Raw genomic sequence first — 25496 nt, 5'->3', positions numbered from 1 at the left:
CACGGGAACCAGGGCGCAGATCACATCAAACGGGGTGAATTACTTCTCGATGATCGCGAGCACGTCGCGAGCCGAGAGAACGAGGTACTCCTCGCCGTTGTACTTCACCTCGGTGCCGCCGTACTTGCTGTAGAGCACGACGTCGCCGACGTTCACGTCGAGCGGAAGACGGTTGCCCTCCTCGAAGCGGCCCGGGCCCACGGCCAGGACGACGCCCTCCTGGGGCTTCTCCTTGGCGGTGTCCGGAATAACCAGGCCAGAGGCCGTGGTCTGCTCGGCGTCGAGCGGCTGGACCACGATGCGGTCCTCGAGCGGCTTGATGGCAACCTTGGAGCTGGCGGTCGTCACGATCCGACCTCCCCCTTCGGAGATTCACGGGGTTATCTGTCTGAGGTGGCGACCAGGAGGATCCGTCGTCGCGGGTGCCGGATTCTGCCCGTCGCTGTGTTTGGCACTCCCGGGTGGAGAGTGCCAACGGAGCCGAGACTATGACGCGGTTAGCACTCGGTCAAGCGGAGTGCCAATTCGCCGTGCGGCGAGCCTGCGGTTCACCCCTGGGGGTCAGCACCCGGACGGCCGGGGCGGCGCGCCCCGGCGTTCCGGCGCGGAGGTGGATCTGCCCGCGGGCCGCGGGTCGTAATCCTCCGGATTCTCACGCGACGCGTACGGCACGTCCGGCGCGTACGGCGATCCCTGCGCACGGCCCTACACGTAATCCTCCAGACGCGCCACGGTGAACCCCTGCCGCTCGATGCTGCGCAGCATGTTGGCGACCATCTGCGTCATGGTCGTGCCCTTGAGCTCCGAGGGACCGCGGAAGTGGGCGAGGACGATGTCGCCGGAGCGCAGCTTGCCGCCGTCCGCGTAACGCATGTCGTTGATCTGCATCGTCGCCTCCCACAGCAGCAGCGCCTTCACCCCGCAGCTGCCGGCCGCGGCGAGGGTGGCGTCGTTGTAGTTGCCGTAGGGCGGGCGGAACAGCGGCGGCTTGCTGCCGTACCGCTTCTCCAGGACGTCCTGCTGGCCGCAGACCTCGCGGCGCTGCGCGTCGGCGGAGAGGGTGCGGAGGTTGGGGTGGGAGAGGGTGTGGTTGTGGATGCCGTTGCGGTTCCCCCCGCCCCACAGCTGCTCGAAGTAGCCGTAGCCGCTGCCCGCGCGGGCGATGTCGTCGGTGAGGAACATCGTGAAGGGCAGCTTCAGGTCCTTGGCCATCTTCACGAATTCCGGGTCCTTCTCCGCCCCGTCGTCGAAGGTCAGGAAGACGACCTTGTCGTCGGTGGGCACGCGCCGGATCACCTTGGGCGTGGCGCCGGACCTCATCCCTTCCGTCAGCTTGGTGGCCGGAGGGGCGGGCGGCGCGGCGAGGGGCTTGTCCAGGCCCCAGCGGCGGTAGGCGGCGGCGTCCGGGACGGCGGAGGCCGAGGGCGAAGAGGCCGCGTCCGTACGCGGGGAGGGGGACGCGGACGCCGCCCCCTTGCCGCCGCCGGAGGAACCGGAGCAGCCGCTGAGGAGCAGGGCGGCCAGCAGGAGCGTGGTGACCGTGGCCGTGCGGGCGGACACGCGGGCCGGCGTGCGGACGGATATCGGGCCGGATATAGGGGTGCTCACGCATCCGATTGTTGTGCATGCGTTCGAGCCGGGCGGACCCGGCGGAAGGGCGGGCCTGTCGGAGGGCCGGGGAGGAGGCCTGGGCAAGAATGGCCGGGTGCCAGCACAGAACGAACCGAACGAGCCGAACGAGCCGGACGCGTCGGCGGCCGCCGCCGTCGCCGCCTTCACCGCCCTTCTCACGGACGAGGGCCGCGGCCTGCTCGCCCGGCTGCGCGACCACGACCCCGCCCGGGAACTGGCCACGGCGACCCGGCTGCGCCGCGACCACCCCGCGGAGCTCGTCTCGGCGGCGCTCGGCATGGCCCGGTTGCGGCAGCGGGCGGTGGCGAAGTTCGGGCCGGAGGACGCGTACCGGATGTTCTTCACGCCGAACGGCGTGGAGCAGTCGACGCGGCGGTCCGTGGCCGAATACCGGGCCGGCCGGTTCGCCGCGCTCGGCGTCCGCTCCGTGGCCGACCTGTGCTGCGGCATCGGCGGCGACGCGATCGCGCTGGCACGGCTGGGCATCCGCGTCCTCGCCGTCGACCGCGACCCGCTGACCTGCGAGGTCGCCCGCGCGAACGCCGAAGCGCTGGGCCTGTCCGACCTCATCGAGGTGCGCTGCGCCGATGTCGCCGACGTGGACACCTCGGGCTACGACGCGGTGTTCGCCGACCCGGCGCGGCGGGGCGGCCGCGGCCGCGTCTTCGACCCGGAGGCGTACTCGCCGCCGCTGTCGTGGGCGATCGAAGCCGCCCGGAAGGCCCCGCACGCAGCCCTCAAGATCGCCCCCGGGGTGCCTCACGAGGCCGTCCCGGACGACGCCGAGGCCGAGTGGATCTCGGACGGCGGCGACGTGAAGGAGGCCGTGCTGTGGTTCGGCACGGCGCCGGGCGCGCGGCGGGCGACGCTGTTGCCGGGCGGGCACTCGCTGGTGGGCGCCGGGCTGCCCGACCCGGCGGTACGGCCGGTGGGACGGTACGTGTACGAGCCGGACGGTGCCGTGATCCGCGCGCACCTGGTGGCGGACGTGGCGGCCGCGCTGGACGACGGCGGGCTGATCGACGAGACGATCGCGTACGTGACGAGCGACGAGCTGCGGGCGACGGACTACGCGTCGGCGTACGAGATCACGGACGTCCTCCCGTTCAACCTGAAGAAGCTCAAGGCCGTGGTGCGGGAGCGGGGCATCGGCGTCGCCGTCATCAAGAAGCGGGGCTCGGCAGTGGAGCCGGAGGACCTCCGCAAGAAGCTGAAGCTCGCCGGCCCGAACTCCTGCGTGATCGTGCTGACCCGGGCGGCGGGAGCGCCGGTGATGCTGCTGGGGCGGGAGGTCCGCGCGTAAGGGGCCCGTTCCTCCTACGCTCGCCCCATGAGCAAGAACCTGAACGAGAACGAGATCAAGCTCAAGGCCATCGCGGCGCTCACGGCCCTGCGCGGCGGCGTGGGGACGGACTACGTGTCGTCCCTCCTCGGCGAGGTGATCCCGGACGAGTTCATGGTGCCGGTCGGCGCGGAGGCGCGCGAGGTGGGACTCGCCGTGCTGAACCAGCTCTCCGCGCCCATGAGCGCACTGATCAGCGGCCTGATGCTGGCCTTCGAAGCGGTCGCGGACGCCTACGACGAGACGACGCCCGAGGCGCCGACGGAGGAGATCCTGCAGACCCTGGCGCTCGAACTCGCCCGCGATTCCGGGTAGCGCGGATCCGCCGCCGGGCGACCGGTCGTATTTCCCGCCGAACGGACGCTGCGAGGGCCGGTTCGGCGCTAGCGTGCGTCGCGTCCGGCGTCCGGCACGGGGCACGCCGGCGGCGGACGACGGAGACGACGGGGGCGGGCGGGATGCTGAGCGAGGCACTGACGACGGTGGCCGCGGCGGGCGGTACGGCGGTCGTACAGACGGCGGGAACCGACGCGTGGACCGGGCTCCGGGAACGGATCGCCCGGTGGTTCGGGCGCGGCGACGAGACGCGCGAGCGCGCCGAACGGGAACGGCTCGACCGCACGGCCGGCGCCCTGGAGACCGCGGCCCGGTCCGGGCAGACGGAGCGGACCCGCGACCGCCAGGAGGCCGTCTGGCAGGACCGCTTCGAGACGCTGCTGGAGAGCCTCCCCGCGGAACAACGGGAAGCCGCGGCGGAGGAGTTGAAGTCCCTGGCGGAAAAGTACGGAGCGCCTTCGCAGGCAGCGGCAGGACAGGTCTCCGGGAACGCCTTCCGCGGGCCGACGGCGTTCGAGGTGGGCGAGGCGGGTGACCGCGTCACCCGCCTCGCCCCGGATCAGCCGGCGTAGCCGTTCCGCTCTTCCGTCCGCCCTGTCCTACCGGGGGTTGGCGGGTTCGCCATCGTCCGTCCCCGCCCTTACGACTCGTACAGGTTCTTCCTGCTCAGTTCGTGGACGTGGTCGTGATCATGGGAGTGGGAGTGGCCATGACCGCCGCCGTGGTCGTGGTCGTGGTCGTGGTCGTGCGCCTCCCCCGGCACATGCGTCTCCGTCACCGGCAGCGACGAGTCCGCCGACAGGTCCCACGAGGACGCCGCGCGCCCCCGCGCCACCATCTCCGCGCCGAGCGCCGCCACCATCGCCCCGTTGTCCGTGCACAGCTTCGGCCGCGGCACGCGCAGCGTGATGCCCGCGTCCTCGCAGCGGCGCTGGGCCATCGCCCGCAGCCGCGTGTTCGCCGCGACGCCGCCGCCGATCATCAGGTGGTCGACGCCCTCGTCCTTGCACGCGCGGACGGCCTTGCGCGTGAGGACGTCCACGACGGCCTCCTGGAACGACGCGGCGACGTCCGCGACCGGCACGTCCTCGCCCGCCGCCCGCTTGGCCTCTATCCAGCGGGCCACGGCCGTCTTCAGGCCAGAGAAGGAGAAGTCGTAGATCGGGTCGCGCGAGCCGGTCAGGCCGCGCGGGAAGCGGATCGCGTCGGGGTTGCCCTCGCGGGCGTAGCGGTCGATGACCGGGCCGCCGGGGAAGCCGAGGTTCAGCACGCGGGCGACCTTGTCGAAGGCCTCGCCGGCCGCGTCGTCGATCGTCGAGCCGAGGGGGCGGACGTCCGAGGTGATGTCGGGGGCCAGGAGGAGGGACGAGTGACCGCCGCTGACCAGCAGCGCCATGGTCGGCTCGGGCAGCGGGCCGTGCTCCAGCTGGTCGACGCAGATGTGGGAGGCGAGGTGGTTGACGCCGTAGAGCGGCTTGCCGAGGGCGTACGCGTACGCCTTGGCCGCCGAGACGCCGACGAGCAGGGCGCCCGCGAGACCGGGGCCCGCGGTGACCGCGATGCCGTCGAGGTCCTTCGCGGAGACGCCGGCCTCCTTCAGCGCGCGCTGGATGGTCGGGACCATCGCCTCCAGGTGGGCGCGGCTCGCCACCTCCGGGACGACGCCGCCGAAGCGGGCGTGCTCGTCCACGCTGGAGGCGACGGCGTCGGCGAGCAGCGTGTGCCCGCGGACGATGCCGACGCCGGTCTCGTCGCACGAGGTCTCGATGCCGAGGACGAGGGGTTCGTCAGCCTTGCGAGCCATGGGTCATTCCTTGCACTGCGGAGAGGGGATCGGAGAGGCGCATCACCAGGGCGTCGATGTTGCCGGGCTGGTAGTAGCCGCGGCGCACGCCCACGGCCTCGAAGCCGAAGCGTTCGTACAGGCGCTGCGCCCGGGTGTTGTCGACGCGCACTTCGAGGAGCACCTCGCGGCACTCGAAGTCGGTCGCGGCGGTCAGGAGCTCGCCGAGGAGGCGGGAGCCGAGGCCCGTGCTCCAGTGGTCCTGGGAGACGGCGATGGTCTGGACGTCGCCGGTGCCGTCGATCGCGGCGAGGCCCGCGTAGCCGACGACGCGGCCCTCGTCGTTCTCGGCGACGACGTAGCGGCGGGTGGCGCCCGCGCCGCGCGCGTGGGCCAGCTCGGACCAGAACAGGCCCTTGGACCAGGCGTCGTCCGGGAAGAGCGCGCGCTCCAGCTCCAGCACCGGCCCGATGTCCCACCAGCGCATCTCGCGGACACGCACGTTCACGGTCACTTGGGGGTGACCACCTTGTAGTTGGCGGGCACCTGGGCGTCGGGGCGGCGCAGGTAGAGCGGCTGGTCCGGCAGGAACTCGCCGCCCGTGCGCAGGCGCTCCGCGGCGAGGGAGGCCAGGGCGCCCGCGGACTGGTGCTCGGGCATGTCGGCCCGCACGTCCGTGAAGGAGTCCGCGTAGAGCACGGCGCCCGCGCCGACGGCGGTCAGGCCGGCCAGCTTCTCGGTGAGGTCCGCCGGGCGGTCCACGGCGGGCTCGGTGATACGGGTACGGGCATCCGCGTACCGCGCCCAGTAGACCTCCTTGCGGCGGGCGTCCGTCGCCACGACGAACTCGCCCTCCAGCCCCGCCTGCCCGGCCGCGTACGCGAGGCCGTCGAGCGAGCACAGGCCGCGGACGGGCGCGCCGAGCGCGGCGCCGAAGGTGGCGGCGGTGACGATGCCGACCCGCAGGCCGGTGTACGGGCCGGGGCCGACGCCGACCACGATGTCCGTCACGGCGTCGAGCTTGCGGCCCGCTTCGCCGAGCACCCGGTCGACGGCGGGAAGCAGCAGCTCACCGTGCCGGCGCGCGTCGACCTGACGCGATTCGGCGATGACTTTGTCCCCGTCGTGGAGGGCGACGGTGACGGCGGGCGTGGCGGTATCAAGAGCGAGCAGCAGCACACTGACAGACTACGGCTCACCGTGGGGCGGACGGTGCGCACCTGGGCCGCGCGTGGGCCGGGCCGACGGCGCGGCGGGGGCGCGGGCGGGTGCTACGGTCAGCCGCAACGCCGTATCTATATGTACGTAGGACCAGGACCGGCGGTCCTGAGAAGGGTGCGCAGCCGTGGCACGCAGCAGCTCGGGGGTCTTCGTGGCCGCGCTCACCGCGGCGGCCCTCGCGGGCGTCGGTTTCCTCGCCGTCCAGGCCGAGGCCGCTCCCGACAAGCCGCAGTCCTCGCACGCTGCGGGCGCGGGCGCCGCCGGCAAGGGCGAGGACAAGGGCAAGGACGGCGCGCCGGCGGATTCCGGCACCGGTTCCGGCAAGGACGAGGGCGCGAAGGCCGCCATCCCGGACGTGCCCGCGGGCTCCGGCACCGGCAAGCGGGTCGTCTACGCGCTCGGGCAGAAGCGGGTGTGGCTGGTCGGCGCGGACGGCAAGGCGACGCACAGCTTCGAGGTCGCGCCGAGCGCGGTGAACCCGGCTCCGGGGCCCTACGCGGTGACCTCGCGGGACGCCACGGGCACGGGGTCCGACGGCAAGGCCATCGAGCACGTGGTGCGGTTCCACCGCAATCCGGCGGGGGTCGTCTTCGGCTTCAGCGCGGCGGTGGACGGGTCGCTGCCGGATCCGGCGGCGGCGGGCAGGAAGACGGGTGCGGTGCGGGAGATGCCTGCCGACGGGCGGGCCATGTGGGACTTCGCTCTGAACGGTACGAAGGTGGTCGTGGTCGCGTAGGGGGCTTACGCGGCGTCCTGCGTGCCGGGCGCCGCCTCGTCGTCGCCCTGCGCCTCCGGCGCCCCCGGCGCTCGCGGCGGTTTCGACACCGCGTCCGCCGCCGCGCAGGAAGCCAGCAGGTCGCGCATCGACGTCGACGGAGGCCGCTCTTCCGAGCGGGTCCCGGACTGCGGCTGCTCTGGGGCCGGCATGGTGCCTCCTGGGGGGCATCTGGGCAAGGTTAGGTAGACCTAACCATGTCTCTGCCTACCATGTGACCACGCCCGCAGCCGCCGACGCAACATCTTGCCGACGGCTTGTCGGAACGTACAGCGACGCGTGTTCCTCCGCTGTCCTCCGCCGTCCTCCGCTGTCCTCGGCTGTTCCTCAGCCGAGCGGCGACAGGTCCACGCCCGCCCAGCGCGCCCCCACGCCCGTCACCCGGACGCTCCGCACGTCGTCCGCGTCCTCCGCCGCGTGGGCCACGTCCGCCGCATCCGCGGCGCTCGCGCCCACGGCGCGGTGGATGACCACGTGCAGCCGGTCCTCCGAGAGCTCCTCGACCTTGCCGTCGCCCCACTCCACGACGATCACGGACTCGGGGAGGGAGACGTCGAGGTCCAGGTCCTCCATCTCGTCCAGGCCGCCGGACAGCCGGTAGGCGTCGACGTGGACGAGCGCCGGGCCGCCGCCGAGGTGGGGGTGGACGCGCGCGATGACGAACGTCGGGGAGGTGACCGCGCCGCGCACGCCGAGACCCTCGCCGAGCCCGCGGGTCAGCGTCGTCTTGCCCGCGCCGAGCTCGCCGGTGAGCAGCACCAGGTCGCCGGGGCGCAGCAGGCCGGCCAGCCGGCGGCCCACCTCCCGCATGGCGTCGGCGGTCTTGACCGTGAGCTCTGTGCTGGTCGCGGTGGTGGCGGCGGTGATGTCAGGCTGGGCGCTCATACCCGCCGATGGTACGGGGCCGGGCGGTCCCGGCGCGTTTCAGGCGCGGCCGCGCGCCCCCGCCGCCGCGCGCTCCCCGCGCCCCAGGGCTCCGCCGCCGGCCGCCGCGGCGAGCAGCTCGCCCAGCTGGGCGGTGATCACCTCGGGCCGCTCCAGCATCACGAGGTGTCCGGTGTCCTCCAGGAGGAGGAGCCGGGCGCCCGGCAGGGCCTCCGCGATGGCCTCGCTGTGCTCGCTCGGCGTCAGGAGGTCCTTGTCGCCGGCCGCGACGACCACCGGCAGGCCGTCGAAGGCGCGCAGCGCCTCCCGCTTCTCGTGCTCGGCGAAGACCGGGTAGAACGCGGCGACGACGTCGACCGGCGTGGCCTCGATCAGCCGTTCCGAGAACCGCACGACGGCCGGGTCCACGTCCTTGGACCCGAACGAGTACCACCGGAGGATGCCCGCGAACAGGTCGGACGTGGCCCGGCGGCCCTTCTCGATCAGCTCGGGCCGGGCGGCCATCAGCTTGAAGGCGCCCGGCAGGACGAGCCGCCGGACCAGGGCCATCCCGGCGGCCGGCAGCCCGTACGTGTTCTCCGCGAGCCCGCCCGAGGACGTGCCGAGGAAGGCCGCGCCGACGACGCGCCCGGCGATCAGGCCGGGGTACTGCGCGGCCAGCCCCATCGTCGTCATGCCGCCCATCGAATGCCCCACGAGCACCAGCGGCCCCTCGGGGGCCGCGGCGTCGATGACGGCCTTGAGGTCGCGGCCGAAGAGGTCGATGGAGACGGCGCCCGTACGGCTGCGCTCGGAGCGGCCGTGGCTGCGCTGGTCCCAGAAGACCGCGCGGACGCCGGCGGCCCGCAGGGCGGCGCGCTGGAAGTGCCAGGAGTCCTGGCTGAGACAGTAGCCGTGGCTGAAGACGACCGTCAGGGGCGGAGCGGCGGGCGCACGGCGGCCGCCGAACAGGCGCCGGGAGGCGGAGCCGTCCGCTTCCTCGCGCGCGCCCTCCACCTCGTCGACCTCGTAGTAGAGCTGCGTGCCGTCCTCCGCGACCGCCGAGCCCGGCGTCCCGCGCAGCGTCCCGTACGGGCCCGCCGAGTCCAGGGCCAGCCGGGCGTCGCGGCGCATGCCGCGCCCGACCGTCAGCCGCTCGACCGCCACGCCGACCGCGGCTCCCGCGGCCAGGACGCCCAGAGCCGCTCCCGCGACGCCGGCGCCGCGCCGCCATCCGGTGCCCGCTCCCGGCGGCGTCATGCCGCCGGCCGCCGCGACGGCCCCGACGGCTTCGATGGCCCCGGCGGCCGCCGCCGCCGTGCCGGCCGCCGTGCCCGCGCCCGTGCTGTTCCCGTTCATCGCGCGCCCCCCGTGTCCCCGCTTTTCGGCATGTCCACGTCCGCGTACTCATCGTGCCCGTGCTCGTGCCCGTGCGGGCCGGGCCCAATCGTGCGGCCTGCCCGCCCGGTCTTTCCACCGGGTCTGTGCGCCCGGCCTTTCCACCGGGCCCGCCCACCAGGTCCGTGCACCGGGTCCGTGCGCCCGGTTTATGCGGACCTATTCGGTGTACCCGTCCACGTTCTCACCGACATAGACGCGGGGCACGCGGTTGGAGATGCGCGTGACCACCTCGTAAGCGATCGTTCCGGTGGCCCGCGCCCAGTCCTCGGCGGTCGGCTCGCCCCGGTCGCCCGGCCCGAACAGCACCGCTTCCTCGCCCACCTGCGCCGTATCGCCGCCCAGGTCGACCACGAACTGGTCCATGGCCACCCGGCCGGCCACCGTCCGCCACTTGCCGCCCACCAGCACCGGGCCGGTACCGGAGCCCGCGCGGGGGATGCCGTCCGCGTAGCCCACGGGGACGAGCGCGAGGGTCGTGGGGCCCGGGGTGATGTAGTGGTGCCCGTACGAGACGCCGTGGCCGCCCGGCACCCGCTTCACCGACGCCAGGTACGCCGACAGCGTCATCACCGGCTTCAGGCCCAGCTCCTGCGGCGTGCCGACCTCGGGGCTCGGCGAGACGCCGTACATCGCGATGCCCGTCCGCACGAGGTCGAAGTGCGTCTCGGGGAGCGTGAGGGTCGCCGGGGAATTGGCCATGTGGCGCACCTCGGGCTCGACGCCCTGCCGCTCCGCGTACGCCACCGCGTCGCGGAAGACCCTCAGCTGGGCCTGGATGGAGGGGTGGCCCGGCTCGTCGGCGCACGCGAAGTGCGACCAGATGCCGGTCACCTTCAGCAGGCCGGCCTCCTCCGCCTCGCGCGCCGCGGCGATCAGTTCCGGCCAGTCGTCGGGCTGGCAGCCGTTGCGCCCCAGACCGGTGTCGATCTTCAGCTGGACGCGCGCGGGACGCCCCGCGGCCCGAACGGCCTCCGCGACCTCCGCGAGCGCCCACAGCCCGCCGACCGTCACGTCGACGTCCGCCTCCACGGCCTCGCGCCACGGCCCGCCCGGCGTCCACAGCCAGCACATCAGCCGGCCCCGGTCGCCCGCCGCGCGCAGCGCCAGCGCCTCGTCCGGCGTGGCCGTGCCCACCCACTCGGCACCGGCCTCGCGGGCCGCCCGGGCACACTGCACCGCGCCGTGGCCGTAGGCGTTCGCCTTGACCACGGCCATCAGCTGCGCCCCGGCCGCGCGGGCCTTGAGCGTGCGTACGTTGGCCCGCAGAGCGGCCAGGTCGACCAGGGCACGGGCGCGCATCGGAGTCTCGTTCATCCCCGTCAGTCTCTCAGGACGTCCGCGCGGGCGATGAGGGGTGGGCCTCAGGCTGTCATTTCGGGCGGTCTTTTCCGGAACGTCAGGCCGCATCGGGTCGCACCAGGCCCCATCAGGTCACACCCGGATCCATCAGGGTCGCCCTATCGGGAGCGTGCGGGGCGTCCGGTGGTGAGACTGAGGGCATGAGGACTGCTTACAGCGTCGAGACCGTACGGGCCGCCGAGCGCGCGCTCATGGCACAGCTCCCCCACGGCGCCCTGATGCAGCGCGCCGCCGCGGGGCTCGCCGCCTCCTGCGCCGGGCTGCTCAGGCGGGTGTACGGGGCACGGATCGCCCTGCTCGTCGGCAGCGGCGACAACGGCGGCGACGCCCTCTACGCCGGGGCCCGGCTCGCCCGGCGCGGCGCCGGAGTGACCGCCGTGCTCGTCGCGCCCGAGCGGGCCCACGCCGCCGGGCTCGCCGCCCTGCGGGCCGCCGGAGGGCGCGTGGCCTCCGCCGAGGCCGCGGACGGGGTTCTGCGCGGCGCGGACCTCGTCCTCGACGGGATCGTCGGCATCGGCGGCAGGGGCGGCCTGCGCCCCGACGCCGCCCAGCTCGTCCGGGCCGCCGCCGACGGCGGCGCGATCCTCGTCGCCGTCGACCTGCCGAGCGGCGTCGACGCCGACACCGGGGAGGTACGCGGCACCGCCGTACGCGCCGACGCGACGATCACCTTCGGCGCGTACAAGCCCGGCCTCCTCGTCGCCCCCGCCCGCGAGCACGCCGGCGCCCTCCGGCTCGTCGACATCGGGCTGCAGCTGCCCGCCCGGCCCGACGTCGAGTCCCTGCAGCACGCCGACGTCGCCGCGCTGCTGCCGCGGCCCGCCGCGGAGAGCGACAAGTACCGGCGCGGCGTCGTCGGCGTCGTCGCCGGCTCGGCCCGCTACCCCGGCGCGGCCGTCCTCGCCGTCGCGGGCGCCCTCCACGGCGGCGCGGGCGCCGTGCGCTACGCCGGCCCGGCCGCGGACGCCGTGATCGCCCGCTTCCCCGAGACCCTCGTCTCCGCCGGCCCCCCGTCCAAGGCGGGCCGCGTCCAGGCCTGGGTCGTCGGCCCCGGCCTCGGCGACGGCCCCGAGGCCCGGCAGGCCCTGGAAGACGTCCTCGCCTCGGACGTGCCGGTGCTCGTGGACGCGGACGGGCTGCGCCTGATGCCGGCCGACGCGGTACGGGGCCGGGCGGCGGAGACCGTCCTGACCCCGCACGCCGGGGAGGCCGCGGCCCTGCTGGGCGTCTCGCGCGACCGGGTCGAATCCGGCCGCCTGGCGGCCGTCCGCGCCCTCTCCGAACGCTACGGCGCCACCGCCCTCCTCAAGGGCTCCACGACCCTGATCGCCTCCACGGGCGGCCCCGGCCACGGCCGCCGCACGGTGCGCGTCAACCCGACGGGGACTCCGTGGCTGGCCACGGCGGGGAGCGGCGACGTCCTGTCGGGGCTCACGGGCTCCCTGCTGGCAGCGGGGCTGCCGGGCTGGGACGCGGCCGCGGCCGGGGCGTACCTGCACGGGCTGGCGGCCCGGGAGCGGGGGGCTGCGCCGCTGACGGCGATGGGGGTGGCGGAGGAGCTGCGGGGGGCGTGGAGGGGGGTGCTCAGTTCCGATCGGCGATGAGGGTCAGTTCGGAGCCGGGGGGAAGGGCATCGCGGTTGATGACCGGCCCCGAGTGCCTGATGCGCACGTTCAACGGCCCCAGGTTCCCGAGCAGCCCCAGGTCGACCGGCTCCCCGCTCCCGTCCCTCACGGGGTCGATGATGTTGATCTTCTTGACTGCCGGGTAGACGCGCGACACGTGGGCCAGCCCGGACAGGCCGGTGCTCTCCTTCACGTGGAGCTCCTCCACTTGTGGCAGGGGCTCCACGTCCGCGAGGTACTGCAGATTCTCCCCGTAGACCCGGAGGAACCGCAGCTCGGAAAGAGACGCCAACGGCAATCGCGTCCGGGCGCGGCCCCCGTGAATCACCAACTGCCGGAGCGCCGGATGCCCTGCCAGGTCGGGCAGCTCTGCGGCTGACGACGCACCGGGGCCGAGGTGCAGATAGCGGAGCGCACGGGGTAGCCACACCTCGCAAGGCGGCATCCAGGGCCCCGTGGTCTCCCAGTGCAACGTCAGATTCCGCAACTCGGTCATGGCGGGCAGCGCGCTGAGATCCTCTGGCCAGCCCTCCAGCCACAGATGCAGGGTCTGCAACGCGCTGACGTCCAGTGCACTCAGCTGGAGCACCTGCGGGGTCTCGACGGCGCGCAGGGCTCGCAGCGGAGGGCAGCCGCGCAGCACACGCAAGTCGACAACATCACTCATGCCCCGGAAGGTCACGTCAGCGAGGGCCGACGTGGCGAGATCCGACAAGTCCTCGGTGGCCTCCATCCCTCGGAGCTGGACCCGCGGCCGCCCCCCGAGCCGCCTCAACGCAGCCAGGTGCTCACGCGACTTCACCACGAAGTCGAGCCCGTCCTCGTACGCCAGCCGCCCGATCACCGCCTCCGCGTACGCCTCCGTCTCGAACCGGTCCCAGGCCCACGCGAGCTGTGCCCGTACCTCCAGCGAAGGGTGGTCCACGTACCGGCACAGCAAGGGCAACGCCCTGTCGTCCGCCACCGTCGTCGCCGCGACGACCACCGCATGCGCGACGTCGTCCGTAAGCCCCTCCGGGCCGGGAAGCAGGTCCAGGACCACCCTCCCCGCCGCGGCGAGCGACTTCGCCGCCTCAAGGTCCCGCGGCGGCACCAGCTCCCCCGCCGCCTTCTCGACCCGCGCGCGGACCTCCCAGTCGACCTCCGTCGCGTGTTCGAGGCACGCCGCGGCGAGGAGGTGGAGCCGGGCACGGTGGGCCGGCTCCTTGTCGCCGCGTTCCAGCAGCAGGCGCAAGAGCTCCGCGCGGGCGCGCGGCGGCGCGTGGCCGACGGCCATGCGGAGGACGTCCTCCCACTGGTCGTCGTGGGCGTGGTGGACCAGGACGTCGAAGTCCCAGTCGTCCACGGCGGCCTGGGCGCCGAGGTAGTCCTGGAAGGTGCGGTGGATGAAGTCGAGGGTTTCGTTCGTGGGGCGGCGCAGCAGACCGCTGCGCAGGACGAGGTGGCGCAGTATGTCCTCGGCGCCGCCGCGGGCGGCCACGGCCGGCATGGCGGGCAGGGCCCGGTCGAGGATCTCGACGGCCTTGTGCCACTCGATGACCGTACGGCCGTTGCGGATCAGCCAGTAGGCGATCTTCTGCAGCAGGGCCACCTGCTGCGCGTGCTCCAGCTCCGGGCCGTCCTCGCCGACCACCACGCCCCGCTCGCGGTCGCGCCGGACGAGCAGCAGCTCCAGGGCGGCGCGGTAGAGCTCCATGCGGCCGTGCGGGAGATAGCCCTTGCGGGAGCGGTTGAGGGCGCAGATCAGGGCGCACATCAGGGGGTTGGTGGCGAGCATGCCGAGGTCGCGTTTGGCGACGACGGCGGTGGTGAGGGAGTCGCGGAAGGCGCGCAGGGGTTCGTGGTGGCGCGCGCCCGCGGCGTCGTGCCAGCGGCCGATGAACGAGATGACGTCGCCGCGGCTCATGGGGAGGAGTTCGAGCTCGGTGAAGCCGGCGTCGGCGAGCCAGCCCTCGCGCACGGCGGAGGGGCGGGTGGTGATGACGTAGCGGGCGTCGGGGTAGGCGGCGAGGAGGTCCTTGACCCAGGTCAGGGTCCGGCGGCGGTCGGCCTCGGGGACCTCGTCCACGCCGTCGATCAGCAGCAGCGCGGTGCCTTCGGTGAGCCTGCGGGTCACCCAGCCCTGGGCGGCGGGCAGGCCGGCGAGCGGGCCGGCGGCCGCGGCCAGGAACTCCTCGGGCTGCGGGAGTTCGCCGCGGCGGATGAGCGTACGGAGGGGGAGGGTGAGCGGCAGGCAGCCGCTGAGGTGGCCGAGGCCGGGCGGCAGGTCGCCGCGGGCGGTGATGGTGGCGAGCCACTGCAGCAGCGTCGTCTTGCCGGAGCCGGCGGCGCCGCGCAGGAGCACGCGGCGGCGGCCGGCGAGGGCTTCCTCGGCGCGCTGGGGCGACGGGGTGGAGTTCTCGGGCAGCCACTCCCCCATTGCCCTGGCCTCGGCGCCGCCCGCGCCGCGCGCCGCGCCGCCGGTCAGCTCCAGGCTCAGGTAGGCGGCGTCCAGGGGCCAGGTCTCGCCCTCGCCGTCGGAGAGGGTCAGGCCGATGATCGTCAGTTCGCCGGACTTCTCGACGATGTAGTCGCGCAGGCGCCGTTCGAAGGCCTCGATCTCCAGTTGCCGCGGCGAGGCGAGGGAGCGGGACTCGGGTTTGTGGCCCACGAGCAGGCACTCGCTGAGGAACGCGAAGTCCTGCCAGAGCGTGGCGGACGGGGTGACGGTGAGCCGCCCGTGCCGCCAGCCGTTCGGGTCGGCGCAGACCACGCCGGCGAGCAGGCCGTCCACGAAGACGGCGGCGCCGGACATCCCGGCCCACGGCGAACCGCCGCCGGCGGGCGGCTGCGGGGGCCCGTACTCGCTGTCGAGCACGTGCCGGCCGCTGAGCAGGTTGCTGCCCGGCTTGAGGGAGCCGACGATCTGCTCGGTGTCGAGCTCGCCGGCTTCGTCGCGCTGGACGTGCGGGAAGCCGATGGCCTGGGCGCCGGGCCAGACCCTCAGGTCGTAGGCGCGGCCCCAGACGAGGGGTTCGAAGGCCTCGGCGACGTCCTCGGCGACGAGGTCCCGCTCGCCGACGAGCAGGGCGACGTCGCAGCGGCGGTTGTCGTCGCGCGCCCAGACCACTCTGCAGCGCACCTGCCCGACGCCGCCGGGGACGATCGCCCGCGGGTTCGCGCAGTCACCGACCACGTGTGCGGCCGTCAGCACCAGGTTCGGGGCGAGGAGGTATCCGCTGCCCTGACTCCGTCCGAATACCGCTGCGATACGTTCCTTCGCCGGGTGCACCACTGTCCCCTCCGAGCGCGTTTCCGCCAACCGACGATACGTCAGGACGAGGGTGGTGACAGGGGGTTCTGCGGATGCGCGTGCCTCGAAGCGGTCCTCGGCGGAGACGGCTCCGCCCCGCTTCCAAGGGATCCCGTCAACCCACGGCGTCAGCTGCTATCAGGCGATAGCTTCGCTGGTATGGCGAAGACACAGGTGAACCTCCGGCTCGAGGAATCCACTGCCGAGATGGCCAAGCAGGCCGCCGAGACGCGGCACATCCCGGTCAACGAGTACGTGGAACAGCTGATCCGCGCGGACAACGAGCAGCTCCGCGCAGCGTTCATGGCCGGGGTCCAGGAGATCCTTGACGGCTACGGCGACCTCATCGACGAGATCGAGGCCGCCGCGTGATCCTCCACATCGACCTGTCATGGCTCCTGGCAGCCGCCCGCCTGACCGGTGAGGACGACCCGGCACCTGACGACTACGGCGTAGCGATCGCCGCTGTCGAACGACACCGGGCCGTACTCGCCGGTCAGGATGTTTATGACGGCGTGTACGCGCGGGCCGCGGCGCTGGCCCACACACTGGGGCGGCTCCCATGGCTGGAGCGGTCGAATTTACGCGTGGCCATCGGCGTGGCTCACGGCTACCTGACGGCGTCCGGGATCGAGGTGAAACCCACGCAGACAGACGTCACGGCCTTGGCTCACGAGCTCAAGAGGCCCGGCGCCACCGCGGCCTCGGTCGCCGAGATGCTCCGCGACTGGAGCAAGTGAGCCCGGCGCAGACCGAGGACGGCTCGGCTCCCGCGAAGTACCCGAACGCCGAGGCCATCCGCGGGTTCACGGCCCTCGGCCGCTACGGCGCGCCGGACGACATAGCGGCGGCCGTCGTCCATCTGGCGGGGGACGGGGGCCGGTACGTGACGGGTGCGTCGATCGAGGTGGACGGAGGGTTCACGGCCTGACGGGAACCGGACGCCCGGCCCGGCACCGCTCCGGCACCGCCCCGGCACCCGGCCCGGTGCGCCGACGGGGGGCGCACCGGGCCGGGTCCTGTGCACGGACGGGGCGAGCCCTACCCCCGGACCGCGGCCCGCAGCGCGGCCGTGAACCACTCCGTGGCCGGCTCCATGTCCGGCAGCGCCCAGCCGTTGATCACGGCCACGAGCCGCCAGTACTTGCCGTAGCGCGGGTCGTTGCCGGTCTCCAGCCGCTCCAGCAGCCAGGCCCGGAACGCCGGCCCGTCCTCGCGGCGCGACACCTCCGCGAGGGCGGCGGCGAGCCGGTCGACGTACGGCCGGGCCGCGGGGCTGTCCGGGGCGATCCCGGCCTGCCGCGCCTCGGCCGTACGCTCCTTGATCACCTGCGCGGCGTGCTTCGTCCGCTCGCCGTCGGGCCGCCCGGACTCCCGCCAGGCGCGCGTCTGGTCCTCGGCCGCCCGGCGGATCCCGGCCCGGAAGTCCTCGTCCTGGACGAGCTCCGCGAGCTCCACCCAGGCGTCGAGCTGCTCCTGCGAGGGGTCCTCCGGCAGCCGGGGCATGCCGTTGCGCATCGAGGCGAGGAAGTCCGGGTCGACGTCCAGGCCCTCGAAGGCGCTGTCGATGAATTCGCCGATCAGGCGGCGCCGTTCCTGCTCGGACAGGGTGGCGAGCTTGTGCATGAGTTCCATCTCCTCGGGTGTCGACCCGCGCCCGGCCACCGCCCGCAGCACGGCCTGACGCAACCGCAAAGTGCGGATCTGCACGTCCAGGGCCTCGGCGTGGACTGCCGCGGCCTCGGAGACGGTGACCTCCCGCTCCAGCACCTGCCGGATGACGGGGAGCCCCACGCCGAGGTCGCGCAGCGTCCGCACGAGGCCGAGGCGCGCGAGCGCGTCGGGGCCGTAGAGGCGGTAGCCCGCGGGTGTGCGGTCGGTCGGCGGCACCACGCCCGTGTCGGACCAGAACCGGATGGTCCTGACCGTCAGCCCGGTCAGCCGGGCCAGTTCCCCGATGGAGTGCAGCGAGTGCGGGGGCTCCGGGGATCCCGGGGCCTCCCGGGAGTACGAGGTGTCGTCGTCCATGTCCCTCACCTTGGAGTCTCCGGTCGCTGGAGAGTCAACAACGGATTTACCGCCGACCAAATACGGCACAAGCGGCAAATGAGACAAAAATGGAGAAGTGTGCGCGAGACTTGGCCGCGCATCGACCCCCCATCCCCGGGAGTTCCCATGACACCCACCACCAAGGCTGCCGCCACCGCGGCCGCCACCGCCACGCTCCTCGCCGCCGCGGGCGCCGGCGCGGCCACCGCCGACAGCGTCGCGGCCGGCACCGCGCACAAGTCCCCCGGCGTGATCTCGGGCAACGTGATCCAGATCCCGGTCCACGTGCCCATCAACCTGTGCTCCCTCAGCCTCAACGTCGTCGGCCTGCTCAATTCGGCCTCCGGCAACGTCTGCATCAGCGACTAGCTCCTCCCGGCCGCGCCCGCACCCCGCGCGGCCCGGCCGGGGCCCCTACGGGACGACCCCGGGCAGGCCCCCGAGGCCGGGCGAGCCGCGTCTCGTCCGAGTGGACGATGATCGGACCGCAAGCGGAACGGATCCTTTTAGCGACCTCACAGGGAAGCGAAAGGATCACCATGGCAACGCCCGGTTCCGCCGACGGCCTCAACCACCCCCGCATCCAGCGGTCGTTACGCAGCGCCAAGCTGCTCATCGGCTGCTTCGCCGGCCTCAGCCTGTGCACCCTCGGCGCCGTCGCCCTGCTGCGCAACCACCACGACCTCGTGACCGACGCCGTCTGGGCGCGGGCGAGCATCGTCGTCGCCGCGTCGTTCCTCATGGCCTGGTTCGCCGCCCGGACGGCCCGCGGCCACAGCCCCTCGTACGCCCGGCTGCGCTTCTCCTCGGGCGGCATGACGGTGGCGATCGCCGTCATCGTCGCGCTGCCGGGCGCGTTTCCGGCATGGCTGAAGGTGGAGCAGGCCGTGTGCGGCGTCCTTCTGGCCGGCGTCGTCCTGATCGTCAACAGCAAGCCGATGCGGGCGGCGTTCGCCGCCCGGGCCCACTAGTCACAGCCCGCGCCGTTCCCCCACCGGCTCGCCCGGTTCGCCTCCGCGACCTTCGCGCTCAGCTGCTCGGCCTCCGCGGCGGGGCGCAGCAGGGCCGGTTCCGCCTCCCAGGTTTCGCCTCCGGCGGGCGGGCGCAGGCGCAGGCGGGCGCCTTCCGCGGCGACGACCTGCGCCAGTCCTCCGCCGCGCGCATCCACGACGAACGCCCCGACGACGGGCGTCGCGCGCTCCGCGCGGGTCGAACACGTGCAGGTGAGCAGGGAATGCCTGGGCCTGAGGTCGATGCCGTGCGCCGTCGCCCATACGTAGATGCCGCACGCGGCCGGCTTCACCTGCGCCGGGGGTACGGCCGGGTCTGCCGGGGCGGCCGGCACCGACGCGGCGGGCGCGGCCGGGGCCGCCGGGGTGGCCGGTTCGCGGCCGATCCTCAGCCAGGTGGCGAGGCGGCGGACAGTGTTGCGCATGTCGACGCTCCTACGTGGCGTGGGCCATGCCCCCGGGCCGTTCGCGCGGCCGCGGGGGTCCTTCCGACCACCACACAGTGGCGACACAACAGGGCCGGAACTACCAGGAGTTGCTGATAGCTCCGGCCATCGCCTCGCCGTGCGTCACCTGCCCAGCCAGGCACCGTAGTTGCTGAACGTCTCGGGCATCCGCCGCTTCGCCGACTCCAGCCCCGCGAACGTCTCGCGCACCGTCGGGTGGTAGCGCGTCTGCTGCGGCGCCACTTTCCGGGCCAGCTGCAGGTTCCTGAAGGCCGCGTCCGTGCGGCCGGTCCACAGCTCGGCCCGGGCGACCTCGCTGTAGTGGTGCGCCCGGCGGGACGGCGGCCAGGCGTCCGGGATCGCCGTCTCCTCGGCCGCGCGCACGGCCTCCGGATACCGGTCCAGTTCGGCGAGAACGCTCACGTGGTGCGCCCCGACGTTGGTCGGCCCGAAGGACAGCCAGTGCACCTTCCCGGCCTCCCCGGTGCGCTCCGCGATCCGCCGCGCCTCGTCCAGGTGGCCCGTGGCGGCGTCCCCGTCCTTGTCCCGGCCCGCGAGCACGGCGGCGCCCAGGTGCAGCTGGCCCGTGACGACGTCGCGCACCCGCCCCGCCTCGGCCTGCGCCAAGGTGGACATGGCGAGCCGTACGAGCCGCTTGCCCGTGCGGTAGTCGCTGGCGCGGAGGTAGGCGAGGGCCCGCAGGTACTGGCGCATCCCGGCGAGAACCGGGTCCGAGGCGCGCTGCGCGGCCCACTCCAGGCGGTCCAGCGCGACCGTGCACAGGTCGAGGAAGCCGAGCTTCGTGGTCACGTCGTACGCCGTCCGGTACGCGCTGGCCAGGACGCGCCAGCTGCGGTCGCCGGGAGAGGCGTGCGCCGCCGTGGTGGCCTCGTGGATCAGCCCGGGCAGGGCCACGGCGACCTGCTTGATGTTCGTCGCGCGGACCATGGCGCACAGTTCGTCCGCGTGCGCCTCCAGCTCCGCCAAGGGGCGGGGCGTGACGTCCGGGTCGGGCCCGAGGTCGTAGACGTCCAGCGCCTCGCGGATCGGCTGGATCAGCCCGTCCAGCTGGTCGGCCCGCAGCTCGTCGAGGTAGGGCTGGCCGGTCAGTTCGGTGACGGGCAGGGACAGCGCACGGGCCAGCGCCCCGATGACCGACGGGCTCGCGGGCAGGGCGCCCTGCTCGACCTTGGTCAGAGTGCTGTAGGAGACATGGGCCAGGTCCGACAACTCGCGCTGGGTCAGGCGCCGGACCTTGCGCGCGCGAGCGATGCGCGCGCCGGTGTGCTCGCCATTGTGCGGGGGCATACGGAGCTCCGTTTCTGACGTGACACGGAAACCGTACTCCTGCCCTATGACAGGCACGCCGCGAACGGCCCCCGCCCCGGGGGCCGTTCGTACGTGCCGAGGCGCGCCGCCCCACCGGCCGGGGCGGCAGGCCGGGGGCGCGGGCCCCGCCTCACTTCTCCGCGATCACCACAGCGGAAGCGACCCCCGCGTCGTGGCTCAGCGACACGTGCCACGACGTCACCCCGAGCTCCTCCGCCCGTGCCGCGACCGTGCCGCGGACCACCAGCCGCGGCCGGCCGCTGCTCTCCGTCGTCACCTCGGCGTCCGTCCACAGCAGGTTCCCGGGGGCGCCCAGCGCCTTGGCCACGGCCTCCTTCGCGGCGAAGCGGACCGCGAGGGAGGCGATGCCGCGCCGCTCGCCGCTCGGCAGGTGCAGCTCCCCGTCCGCGAAGAGCCGCGCCGCGAGCCCGGGCGTACGTCTCAGGGCGGCTTCGAAGCGGTCGATCGCGGCGACGTCGATGCCGACTCCGACGATCATTCGACGGTCACCGACTTCGCCAGGTTGCGCGGCTGGTCGACCTCGTTGCCGCGGGCCGTGGCGAGCTCGCAGGCGAAGACCTGCAGGGGCACCGTGGCCACCAGCGGCTGCAGCAGCACGGGCGTCTCCGGGATCTCGATGAGGTGGTCGGCGTACGGCCGCACCGCCTCGTCGCCCCGCTCGGCGATCACGATCGTGCGTGCGCCCCGCGCCCGGATCTCCTGGATGTTCGAGACGATCTTGTCGTGGAGGACGGACCGGCCGCGCGGCGACGGCACGACGACCACGACCGGCAGGTCGCGCTCGATCAGCGCGATCGGCCCGTGCTTGAGTTCGCCCGCCGCGAAGCCCTCCGCGTGCATGTACGCGAGCTCCTTGAGCTTCAGCGCGCCCTCCAGGGCCACGGGGTAGCCCACGTGGCGGCCCAGGAACAGCACCGTGTTCTTGTCGGCCAGGGAGCGGGCCAGCTCGCGGACCGGCTCCATGGTCTCCAGGACCTCCTCCACCTGCCCCGCGATCTGCGAGAGCTCGCGGATCACGGAGACGATCTCGTCGCCCCACTTGGTGCCGCGCACCTGGCCCAGGTACAGCGCGACGAGGTAGCAGGCCACCAGCTGGGTGAGGAACGCCTTCGTCGAGGCGACGGCCACCTCCGGGCCCGCGTGCGTGTACAGGACCGCGTCCGACTCCCGCGGGATCGTCGAGCCGTTGGTGTTGCAGATGGCGAGGACCTTCGCGCCCTGCTCCCGGGCGTGCCGCAGGGCCATCAGGGTGTCCATGGTCTCGCCGGACTGGCTGATGGCGATCACCAGCGTCCGCTGGTCCAGGATCGGGTCCCGGTAGCGGAACTCGCTGGCCAGCTCCGTCTCGCAGGGGATGCGGGTCCAGTGCTCGATCGCGTACTTGGCGATCATCCCCGCGTGGTACGCCGTGCCGCACGCCACGATGACGATCTTGTCGGCCTCGCGCAGCACGGACGCCGGGATCCGCACCTCGTCCAGCGACAGCGCCCCCGCGGCGTCGATGCGGCCCAGGAGGGTGTCCGCGACGGCCTTCGGCTGCTCGGCGATCTCCTTGAGCATGAAGTAGTCGTAGCCGCCCTTCTCGGCGGCCGAGGCGTCCCAGTCGACGTGGTACGGACGGACCTCCGCGGGCGCCCCGTCGAAGCCGGTGACGGTCACGCCGTCGCGGCGCAGCTCCACGACCTGGTCCTGGCCGAGCTCGACGGCCTCGCGGGTGTGTTCGATGAAGGCGGCGACGTCGGAGGCGAGGAAGGACTCGCCGTCGCCGAGGCCGACCACGAGCGGGGAGTTGCGGCGCGCGCCGACCACCACGTCCGGCTCGTCCGCGTGCACCGCGACCAGCGTGAACGCGCCCTCCAGCCGGCGGCAGACCTGGCGCATCGACTCGGCCAGGTCGCCGCAGGAGGAGAAGGACTCGGACAGCAGGTGCGCGACGACCTCGGTGTCGGTGTCCGACGCGAGGGCGTGGCCGCGCCCGGCCAGCTCGGCCCGCAGCTCGGCGAAGTTCTCGATGATGCCGTTGTGGACGACGGCGACGCGGCCCGGGTTGTCCAGGTGGGGGTGGGCGTTGGCGTCGTTGGGCGCGCCGTGCGTGGCCCAGCGCGTGTGGCCGATGCCGGTCGGGCCGGACGGCAGGGGCCGGTCGGACAGCTCCTTCTCCAGATTGGCGAGCTTGCCCGCCTTCTTCGCGGCGGCGAGACCGCCGTCGGCCGGCACCGCGACCCCGGCCGAGTCATAGCCGCGGTACTCCAGCCGCCGCAGCCCCGCCAATACGACATCGAGGGCGGACTGCCCTCCCACATAGCCAACGATTCCGCACATGCGGAGCAGGTTACGGCGCGGGCGGCCCCGCTCGTGGCGGCAACGGCACAACCGCCGGCACGACCGCCCGGGCCGGCGCCGGATCGGCGGGGCGTCCGGCAGGGCATCCGGCGGGACATCCGGCGGGGGGCTTCAGCAGCCCCGTTCGATCCTGTCGATGGCGTCCTGCACCATCTCCAGGTACTCGACCTCCTCGCAGCGCGGCTTGCTGCCGAGCTCGTAGCGGTCGAGGCAGTCGCCGAGGTCCTGGGTGAGGTCCTCGTCGGGCAGGTCGTCGGCCAGCTCGGCGCAGACGCGGGCGGCGAAGTCCTCCCGCTCGGCTTCGGCGGCGGTTCTCCGGCGCAGGTTTCTGAGGGCGAACACAGACAACACGGCATCCCTACGTGATGCGGCCGCGTGGTGGGGGGCGTGCGCGTGCGGCCCGCGAGCGGAACGTAGTGGCTGACCGGTCAGTAGGTACAGAGGCCGGTGAAAGTTCACCCACCGTTGCGCCCCGTTACCCGCCGTACGAGTCACCCAAATCCCACGAGAACACCCGCTCCCGCCACCCGGAAGTGAGCGCCGGGCGCGACCCGCGCACAATGGGCCCGTGCCGACCACCACAGACCAGCCGCCGCAGCGCCGCCGCGCGGACTCGTCCCCGTACGTGGACCTGACCCGCGCCGAGTGGAGCGCTCTGCGGGAAAACACCCCGCTGCCGCTGACAGCCGACGAGGTCGAGCGGCTGCGCGGCCTCGGGGACGTCATCGACCTGGACGAGGTGCGGGAGGTCTACCTGCCCCTGTCCCGGCTGCTGCACCTGTACGTAGAGGCCACCAGCCGGCTGCGGGGCACGCTGAACACCTTCCTGGGCGACGTGGGCGACGGGCACGGCTCCCAGCCCGGCACGCCCTTCGTCATAGGCGTCGCGGGCAGCGTGGCGGTCGGCAAGTCGACCACCGCGCGCCTCCTGCAGGCGCTGCTGGCCCGCTGGCCCGAGCACCCGCGCGTGGAGCTGGTCACCACGGACGGCTTCCTGCTGCCCAACGCCGAGCTGCAGAGCCGCGGCCTGATGTCGCGGAAAGGTTTCCCCGAGTCCTACGACCGGCGCGCCCTGACCCGCTTCGTCGCCGACGTGAAGGCGGGCAAGGACGAGGTCTCGGCCCCCGTCTACTCCCACCTGATCTACGACATCGTGCCCGGCGAGAAGCTGACCGTGCACCGCCCCGACATCCTGATCATCGAGGGCCTCAACGTCCTCCAGCCGGCCCTGCCCGGCAAGGACGGCCGCACCCGCGTCGGACTCGCCGACTTCTTCGACTTCAGCGTGTACGTGGACGCGCGCGCGGAGGACATCGAGCGCTGGTACTACGAGCGCTTCAAGAAGCTGCGCGCGACGGCCTTCACCGACCCCGACTCCTACTTCCGGCGCTACACCCAGGTCTCCGAGGAGGAGGCCCTGGACTACGCGCGCCGCAACTGGCGCACCATCAACAAGCCCAACCTGCTGGAGAACGTGGCCCCCACGCGCGGCCGGTCGAACCTGATCCTGCGCAAGGGCCCGGACCACAAGGTGCAGCGGCTGTCGCTGCGCAAGCTCTGACCACCGCGGCCGCCACTGCAGCGACCTCCGCTCCGACCACCGCAGCGAACACCGCTCCGACCACCCGGGAGAGCCATGCTCCACCTGCGGATGATCTGCCCGCCCGCGCGCACCGACGACGTGGTCGCCCTCGTCGAGAAGACGGTGGGCGCCACCCATCTGGCCGTCGTCCCCGGCGCGGGCCGCGACCCGCACGGCGACATCGTGCTGTGCGACGTGGCACGCGAGGCGGCCGACGAGCTGCTGGACGCGCTGCGCGCGAGCGGGCTGCCGGAGGTCGGCGCGGTCTCGGTCGAGGAGATCGACCTGAGCCTGTCCCGGCGCGCGCAGCGCGCCGAGCTGGCCGCGCCCGGCTCGGGCGCGGACGCGATCGTGTGGGAGTCGCTGGTCGAGGAGACCCACGAGGAGTCGACGCTCACCGTCACGTTCCTGGCGTTCCTGACGGTGGCGACGATGCTGGCCGCCTGCGGTGTGATCATGGACAGTGCGATCCTGATCGTGGGCGCGATGGCGGTGGGCCCGGAGTTCGGCCCGCTGGCCGGGCTGTGCACGGCGATCGTGCGGCGGGCGCCCCGGCTGGCCTGGCGGTCGGTGGGCGCGCTGCTCGTGGGCTTCCCCGTGGCGATGGCGCTGACCGGCGGCTTCAGCCTCCTGATGGACGCGCTGGGGCTCTTCCACGAGGCGAAGTTCCTGGCCCCCCGCCCCCAGACGTCCTTCATCTGGCAGCCGGACGCCTTCTCCTTCGTGGTGGCGTTCCTGGCCGGCATCGCCGGCATCCTCTCCCTGACCTCGGCGAAGTCGGGGGCGCTGATCGGCGTGGCGATCTCGGTGACGACGGTGCCGGCCGCGGCGAACGCGGCCGTCGCCCTGTCCTACGGGGACTGGGCCGAGACCCGCGGGTCGGCGGTCCAGCTGGCGCTGAACCTCGCGGGGATCGTGGTGGCGGGAACGCTCACGCTCCTCGCCCAGAAGTGGTTCTGGGGCAGGCAGCGGGCCCGCTCCGCGGTGGCGGCAAGCGGCCCGAAGGGCTGACGGCCCCGCCGTCGTCCCGCGCCGCTGCGGCGGAAGAGATGCGCAGGCGGTACCCGGCATGTTCTTCCGCCGCTA

At 73.5% G+C, this 25496-nt stretch carries 28 protein-coding genes; 12 read left to right on the top strand and 16 right to left on the bottom strand.

All coding sequences use genetic code 11. The annotated features are described in order from the left end of the window. Window positions 1-39 precede the first annotated feature (39 nt). Together groES and ACFPP6_RS22125 are read right to left on the bottom strand one after the other, a co-directional pair. A complete protein-coding gene (groES, locus tag ACFPP6_RS22130) occupies window positions 40-348 on the bottom strand; it encodes a co-chaperone GroES (RefSeq protein ID WP_058046787.1) in 309 nt (102 codons plus the stop codon). Window positions 349-705: 357 nt separating this feature from the next. Further along, window positions 706-1608: a polysaccharide deacetylase family protein gene (locus tag ACFPP6_RS22125; protein ID WP_382045034.1), complete on the bottom strand. Its 903-nt coding sequence runs from the start codon at window positions 1606-1608 to the stop codon at window positions 706-708. A gap of 97 nt (window positions 1609-1705) precedes the next feature. Here ACFPP6_RS22125 and ACFPP6_RS22120 point away from each other — a divergent pair, with 97 nt between their 5' ends. The 3 genes from ACFPP6_RS22120 to ACFPP6_RS22110 all read left to right on the top strand — a co-directional run bounded on the left by ACFPP6_RS22120 (window position 1706) and on the right by ACFPP6_RS22110 (window position 3882). Beyond that, complete coding sequence (locus tag ACFPP6_RS22120; protein WP_382045031.1) at window positions 1706-2935, top strand: THUMP-like domain-containing protein; 1230 nt, start codon at window positions 1706-1708, stop codon at window positions 2933-2935. Window positions 2936-2962: 27 nt separating this feature from the next. Continuing rightward, window positions 2963-3289, top strand: a complete 327-nt coding sequence (locus ACFPP6_RS22115) for a hypothetical protein (protein ID WP_382045028.1) — start codon at window positions 2963-2965, stop codon at window positions 3287-3289. Window positions 3290-3432: 143 nt separating this feature from the next. Further along, complete coding sequence (locus ACFPP6_RS22110) at window positions 3433-3882, top strand: hypothetical protein (RefSeq protein WP_382045025.1); 450 nt, start codon at window positions 3433-3435, stop codon at window positions 3880-3882. 68 nt (window positions 3883-3950) lie between these two features. Here ACFPP6_RS22110 and tsaD read toward each other — a convergent pair whose 3' ends face one another. Genes tsaD through tsaB form a run of 3 tightly spaced genes read right to left on the bottom strand, consistent with a single transcriptional unit; the run spans window position 3951 to window position 6272 of the window. Further along, window positions 3951-5114, bottom strand: coding sequence for a tRNA (adenosine(37)-N6)-threonylcarbamoyltransferase complex transferase subunit TsaD (gene tsaD, locus ACFPP6_RS22105; protein WP_382045022.1), 1164 nt, complete (start codon window positions 5112-5114; stop codon window positions 3951-3953). Then, a complete protein-coding gene (gene rimI, locus ACFPP6_RS22100) occupies window positions 5098-5580 on the bottom strand; it encodes a ribosomal protein S18-alanine N-acetyltransferase (RefSeq protein WP_058047222.1) in 483 nt (160 codons plus the stop codon). Before rimI ends, tsaD begins: the two co-directional genes overlap by 17 nt. A gap of 23 nt (window positions 5581-5603) precedes the next feature. Continuing rightward, window positions 5604-6272, bottom strand: a complete 669-nt coding sequence (gene tsaB / locus ACFPP6_RS22095) for a tRNA (adenosine(37)-N6)-threonylcarbamoyltransferase complex dimerization subunit type 1 TsaB (RefSeq protein WP_382045019.1) — start codon at window positions 6270-6272, stop codon at window positions 5604-5606. A gap of 166 nt (window positions 6273-6438) precedes the next feature. Here tsaB and ACFPP6_RS22090 point away from each other — a divergent pair, with 166 nt between their 5' ends. Then, entirely contained in the window at window positions 6439-7050 is a 612-nt protein-coding gene (locus tag ACFPP6_RS22090) for a hypothetical protein (RefSeq protein ID WP_382045016.1), read from the top strand. Window positions 7051-7055: 5 nt separating this feature from the next. Here the strand turns inward: ACFPP6_RS22090 and ACFPP6_RS22085 are convergent, their stop codons facing one another. From ACFPP6_RS22085 to alr, 4 genes are all read right to left on the bottom strand, one after another. Continuing rightward, complete coding sequence (locus ACFPP6_RS22085) at window positions 7056-7241, bottom strand: hypothetical protein (protein ID WP_382045013.1); 186 nt, start codon at window positions 7239-7241, stop codon at window positions 7056-7058. Between the two features lie 175 nt (window positions 7242-7416). Continuing rightward, complete coding sequence (gene tsaE / locus ACFPP6_RS22080; RefSeq protein ID WP_382045010.1) at window positions 7417-7974, bottom strand: tRNA (adenosine(37)-N6)-threonylcarbamoyltransferase complex ATPase subunit type 1 TsaE; 558 nt, start codon at window positions 7972-7974, stop codon at window positions 7417-7419. Between the two features lie 39 nt (window positions 7975-8013). Then, window positions 8014-9213, bottom strand: a complete 1200-nt coding sequence (locus ACFPP6_RS22075) for an alpha/beta fold hydrolase (RefSeq protein ID WP_382045160.1) — start codon at window positions 9211-9213, stop codon at window positions 8014-8016. Between the two features lie 297 nt (window positions 9214-9510). Beyond that, window positions 9511-10668 (bottom strand): alanine racemase, encoded by a 1158-nt coding sequence (gene alr / locus ACFPP6_RS22070; protein WP_382045007.1) that lies wholly within the window; start codon window positions 10666-10668, stop codon window positions 9511-9513. A 185-nt stretch (window positions 10669-10853) separates the two neighbouring features. On the opposite strand from alr, the gene ACFPP6_RS22065 reads away from it, so the two are divergent. Further along, a complete protein-coding gene (locus ACFPP6_RS22065) occupies window positions 10854-12317 on the top strand; it encodes an NAD(P)H-hydrate dehydratase (protein WP_382045004.1) in 1464 nt (487 codons plus the stop codon). Here the strand turns inward: ACFPP6_RS22065 and ACFPP6_RS22060 are convergent. Beyond that, window positions 12298-15609: an NACHT domain-containing protein gene (locus tag ACFPP6_RS22060; RefSeq protein WP_382045002.1), complete on the bottom strand. Its 3312-nt coding sequence runs from the start codon at window positions 15607-15609 to the stop codon at window positions 12298-12300. The two genes, ACFPP6_RS22065 and ACFPP6_RS22060, sit on opposite strands and share 20 nt — an antisense overlap. Before the next feature lie 180 nt (window positions 15610-15789). Here ACFPP6_RS22060 and ACFPP6_RS22055 point away from each other — a divergent pair, with 180 nt between their 5' ends. The 3 genes from ACFPP6_RS22055 to ACFPP6_RS22045 are packed head-to-tail and all read left to right on the top strand — an operon-like array spanning window position 15790 to window position 16561. Further along, on the top strand, window positions 15790-16002 hold the full coding sequence (locus tag ACFPP6_RS22055) for a hypothetical protein (protein ID WP_382045000.1): 213 nt from the start codon (window positions 15790-15792) through the stop codon (window positions 16000-16002). Beyond that, window positions 15999-16370, top strand: coding sequence for a fic family toxin-antitoxin system, toxin component (locus tag ACFPP6_RS22050; RefSeq protein WP_382044998.1), 372 nt, complete (start codon window positions 15999-16001; stop codon window positions 16368-16370). Before ACFPP6_RS22055 ends, ACFPP6_RS22050 begins: the two co-directional genes overlap by 4 nt. Continuing rightward, complete coding sequence (locus ACFPP6_RS22045) at window positions 16367-16561, top strand: SDR family oxidoreductase (RefSeq protein WP_382044995.1); 195 nt, start codon at window positions 16367-16369, stop codon at window positions 16559-16561. Before ACFPP6_RS22050 ends, ACFPP6_RS22045 begins: the two co-directional genes overlap by 4 nt. A gap of 110 nt (window positions 16562-16671) precedes the next feature. Here the strand turns inward: ACFPP6_RS22045 and ACFPP6_RS22040 are convergent, their stop codons facing one another. Beyond that, on the bottom strand, window positions 16672-17658 hold the full coding sequence (locus tag ACFPP6_RS22040) for a MerR family transcriptional regulator (protein WP_382044992.1): 987 nt from the start codon (window positions 17656-17658) through the stop codon (window positions 16672-16674). Window positions 17659-17805: 147 nt separating this feature from the next. On the opposite strand from ACFPP6_RS22040, the gene ACFPP6_RS22035 reads away from it, so the two are divergent. Both ACFPP6_RS22035 and ACFPP6_RS22030 read left to right on the top strand, forming a co-directional pair. Continuing rightward, window positions 17806-18048 carry a chaplin gene (locus ACFPP6_RS22035; RefSeq protein WP_382044989.1) on the top strand — a complete coding sequence of 81 codons (243 nt, stop codon included), beginning with the start codon at window positions 17806-17808 and terminating at the stop codon, window positions 18046-18048. Between the two features lie 170 nt (window positions 18049-18218). Further along, window positions 18219-18650 carry a hypothetical protein gene (locus ACFPP6_RS22030; RefSeq protein WP_382044986.1) on the top strand — a complete coding sequence of 144 codons (432 nt, stop codon included), beginning with the start codon at window positions 18219-18221 and terminating at the stop codon, window positions 18648-18650. Here ACFPP6_RS22030 and ACFPP6_RS22025 read toward each other — a convergent pair. The 5 genes from ACFPP6_RS22025 to ACFPP6_RS22005 form a co-directional block, all read right to left on the bottom strand. Beyond that, entirely contained in the window at window positions 18647-19114 is a 468-nt protein-coding gene (locus ACFPP6_RS22025; protein WP_382044984.1) for a hypothetical protein, read from the bottom strand. The genes ACFPP6_RS22030 and ACFPP6_RS22025 overlap by 4 nt on opposite strands. Before the next feature lie 144 nt (window positions 19115-19258). Then, complete coding sequence (locus tag ACFPP6_RS22020) at window positions 19259-20443, bottom strand: helix-turn-helix domain-containing protein (protein WP_382044981.1); 1185 nt, start codon at window positions 20441-20443, stop codon at window positions 19259-19261. Window positions 20444-20594: 151 nt separating this feature from the next. Continuing rightward, window positions 20595-20963 (bottom strand): holo-ACP synthase, encoded by a 369-nt coding sequence (locus ACFPP6_RS22015; RefSeq protein ID WP_382044978.1) that lies wholly within the window; start codon window positions 20961-20963, stop codon window positions 20595-20597. Beyond that, complete coding sequence (gene glmS, locus ACFPP6_RS22010) at window positions 20960-22807, bottom strand: glutamine--fructose-6-phosphate transaminase (isomerizing) (protein WP_382044975.1); 1848 nt, start codon at window positions 22805-22807, stop codon at window positions 20960-20962. The genes ACFPP6_RS22015 and glmS overlap by 4 nt, the downstream gene beginning before the upstream one ends. A gap of 132 nt (window positions 22808-22939) precedes the next feature. Beyond that, window positions 22940-23170 (bottom strand): hypothetical protein, encoded by a 231-nt coding sequence (locus ACFPP6_RS22005; protein WP_382044973.1) that lies wholly within the window; start codon window positions 23168-23170, stop codon window positions 22940-22942. A gap of 226 nt (window positions 23171-23396) precedes the next feature. On the opposite strand from ACFPP6_RS22005, the gene coaA reads away from it, so the two are divergent. Next, window positions 23397-24389 (top strand): type I pantothenate kinase, encoded by a 993-nt coding sequence (coaA, locus tag ACFPP6_RS22000; protein WP_179081366.1) that lies wholly within the window; start codon window positions 23397-23399, stop codon window positions 24387-24389. Between the two features lie 75 nt (window positions 24390-24464). Further along, a complete protein-coding gene (locus tag ACFPP6_RS21995) occupies window positions 24465-25421 on the top strand; it encodes a DUF389 domain-containing protein (RefSeq protein WP_382044970.1) in 957 nt (318 codons plus the stop codon). The last annotated feature ends 75 nt before the right edge of the window (window positions 25422-25496 follow it).

This window comes from Streptomyces aureoversilis (genome assembly GCF_042657885.1).
Classification (GTDB): domain Bacteria; phylum Actinomycetota; class Actinomycetes; order Streptomycetales; family Streptomycetaceae; genus Streptomyces; species Streptomyces aureoversilis.
Note: the sequence above shows the minus strand (reverse complement) of the source record. Positions and strands in the feature narration are given on the sequence as shown.

What these genes read in the sequence shown, in the direction of transcription:
- ACFPP6_RS22115 (WP_382045028.1), top strand. Translation starts at nt 2,963, where the DNA reads ATGAGCAAGAACCTGAACGAGAACGAGATCAAGCTCAAGGCCATCGCG.
- ACFPP6_RS22110 (WP_382045025.1), top strand. Translation starts at nt 3,433, where the DNA reads ATGCTGAGCGAGGCACTGACGACGGTGGCCGCGGCGGGCGGTACGGCG.
- tsaD (WP_382045022.1), bottom strand. Translation starts at nt 5,114, where the DNA reads ATGGCTCGCAAGGCTGACGAACCCCTCGTCCTCGGCATCGAGACCTCG.
- rimI (WP_058047222.1), bottom strand. Translation starts at nt 5,580, where the DNA reads ATGCGCTGGTGGGACATCGGGCCGGTGCTGGAGCTGGAGCGCGCGCTC.
- ACFPP6_RS22085 (WP_382045013.1), bottom strand. Translation starts at nt 7,241, where the DNA reads ATGCCGGCCCCAGAGCAGCCGCAGTCCGGGACCCGCTCGGAAGAGCGG.
- tsaE (WP_382045010.1), bottom strand. Translation starts at nt 7,974, where the DNA reads ATGAGCGCCCAGCCTGACATCACCGCCGCCACCACCGCGACCAGCACA.
- ACFPP6_RS22075 (WP_382045160.1), bottom strand. Translation starts at nt 9,213, where the DNA reads ATGACGCCGCCGGGAGCGGGCACCGGATGGCGGCGCGGCGCCGGCGTC.
- alr (WP_382045007.1), bottom strand. Translation starts at nt 10,668, where the DNA reads ATGAACGAGACTCCGATGCGCGCCCGTGCCCTGGTCGACCTGGCCGCT.
- ACFPP6_RS22065 (WP_382045004.1), top strand. Translation starts at nt 10,854, where the DNA reads ATGAGGACTGCTTACAGCGTCGAGACCGTACGGGCCGCCGAGCGCGCG.
- ACFPP6_RS22055 (WP_382045000.1), top strand. Translation starts at nt 15,790, where the DNA reads ATGGCGAAGACACAGGTGAACCTCCGGCTCGAGGAATCCACTGCCGAG.
- ACFPP6_RS22040 (WP_382044992.1), bottom strand. Translation starts at nt 17,658, where the DNA reads ATGGACGACGACACCTCGTACTCCCGGGAGGCCCCGGGATCCCCGGAG.
- ACFPP6_RS22035 (WP_382044989.1), top strand. Translation starts at nt 17,806, where the DNA reads ATGACACCCACCACCAAGGCTGCCGCCACCGCGGCCGCCACCGCCACG.
- ACFPP6_RS22030 (WP_382044986.1), top strand. Translation starts at nt 18,219, where the DNA reads ATGGCAACGCCCGGTTCCGCCGACGGCCTCAACCACCCCCGCATCCAG.
- ACFPP6_RS22025 (WP_382044984.1), bottom strand. Translation starts at nt 19,114, where the DNA reads ATGCGCAACACTGTCCGCCGCCTCGCCACCTGGCTGAGGATCGGCCGC.
- ACFPP6_RS22020 (WP_382044981.1), bottom strand. Translation starts at nt 20,443, where the DNA reads ATGCCCCCGCACAATGGCGAGCACACCGGCGCGCGCATCGCTCGCGCG.
- ACFPP6_RS22015 (WP_382044978.1), bottom strand. Translation starts at nt 20,963, where the DNA reads ATGATCGTCGGAGTCGGCATCGACGTCGCCGCGATCGACCGCTTCGAA.
- glmS (WP_382044975.1), bottom strand. Translation starts at nt 22,807, where the DNA reads ATGTGCGGAATCGTTGGCTATGTGGGAGGGCAGTCCGCCCTCGATGTC.
- ACFPP6_RS21995 (WP_382044970.1), top strand. Translation starts at nt 24,465, where the DNA reads ATGCTCCACCTGCGGATGATCTGCCCGCCCGCGCGCACCGACGACGTG.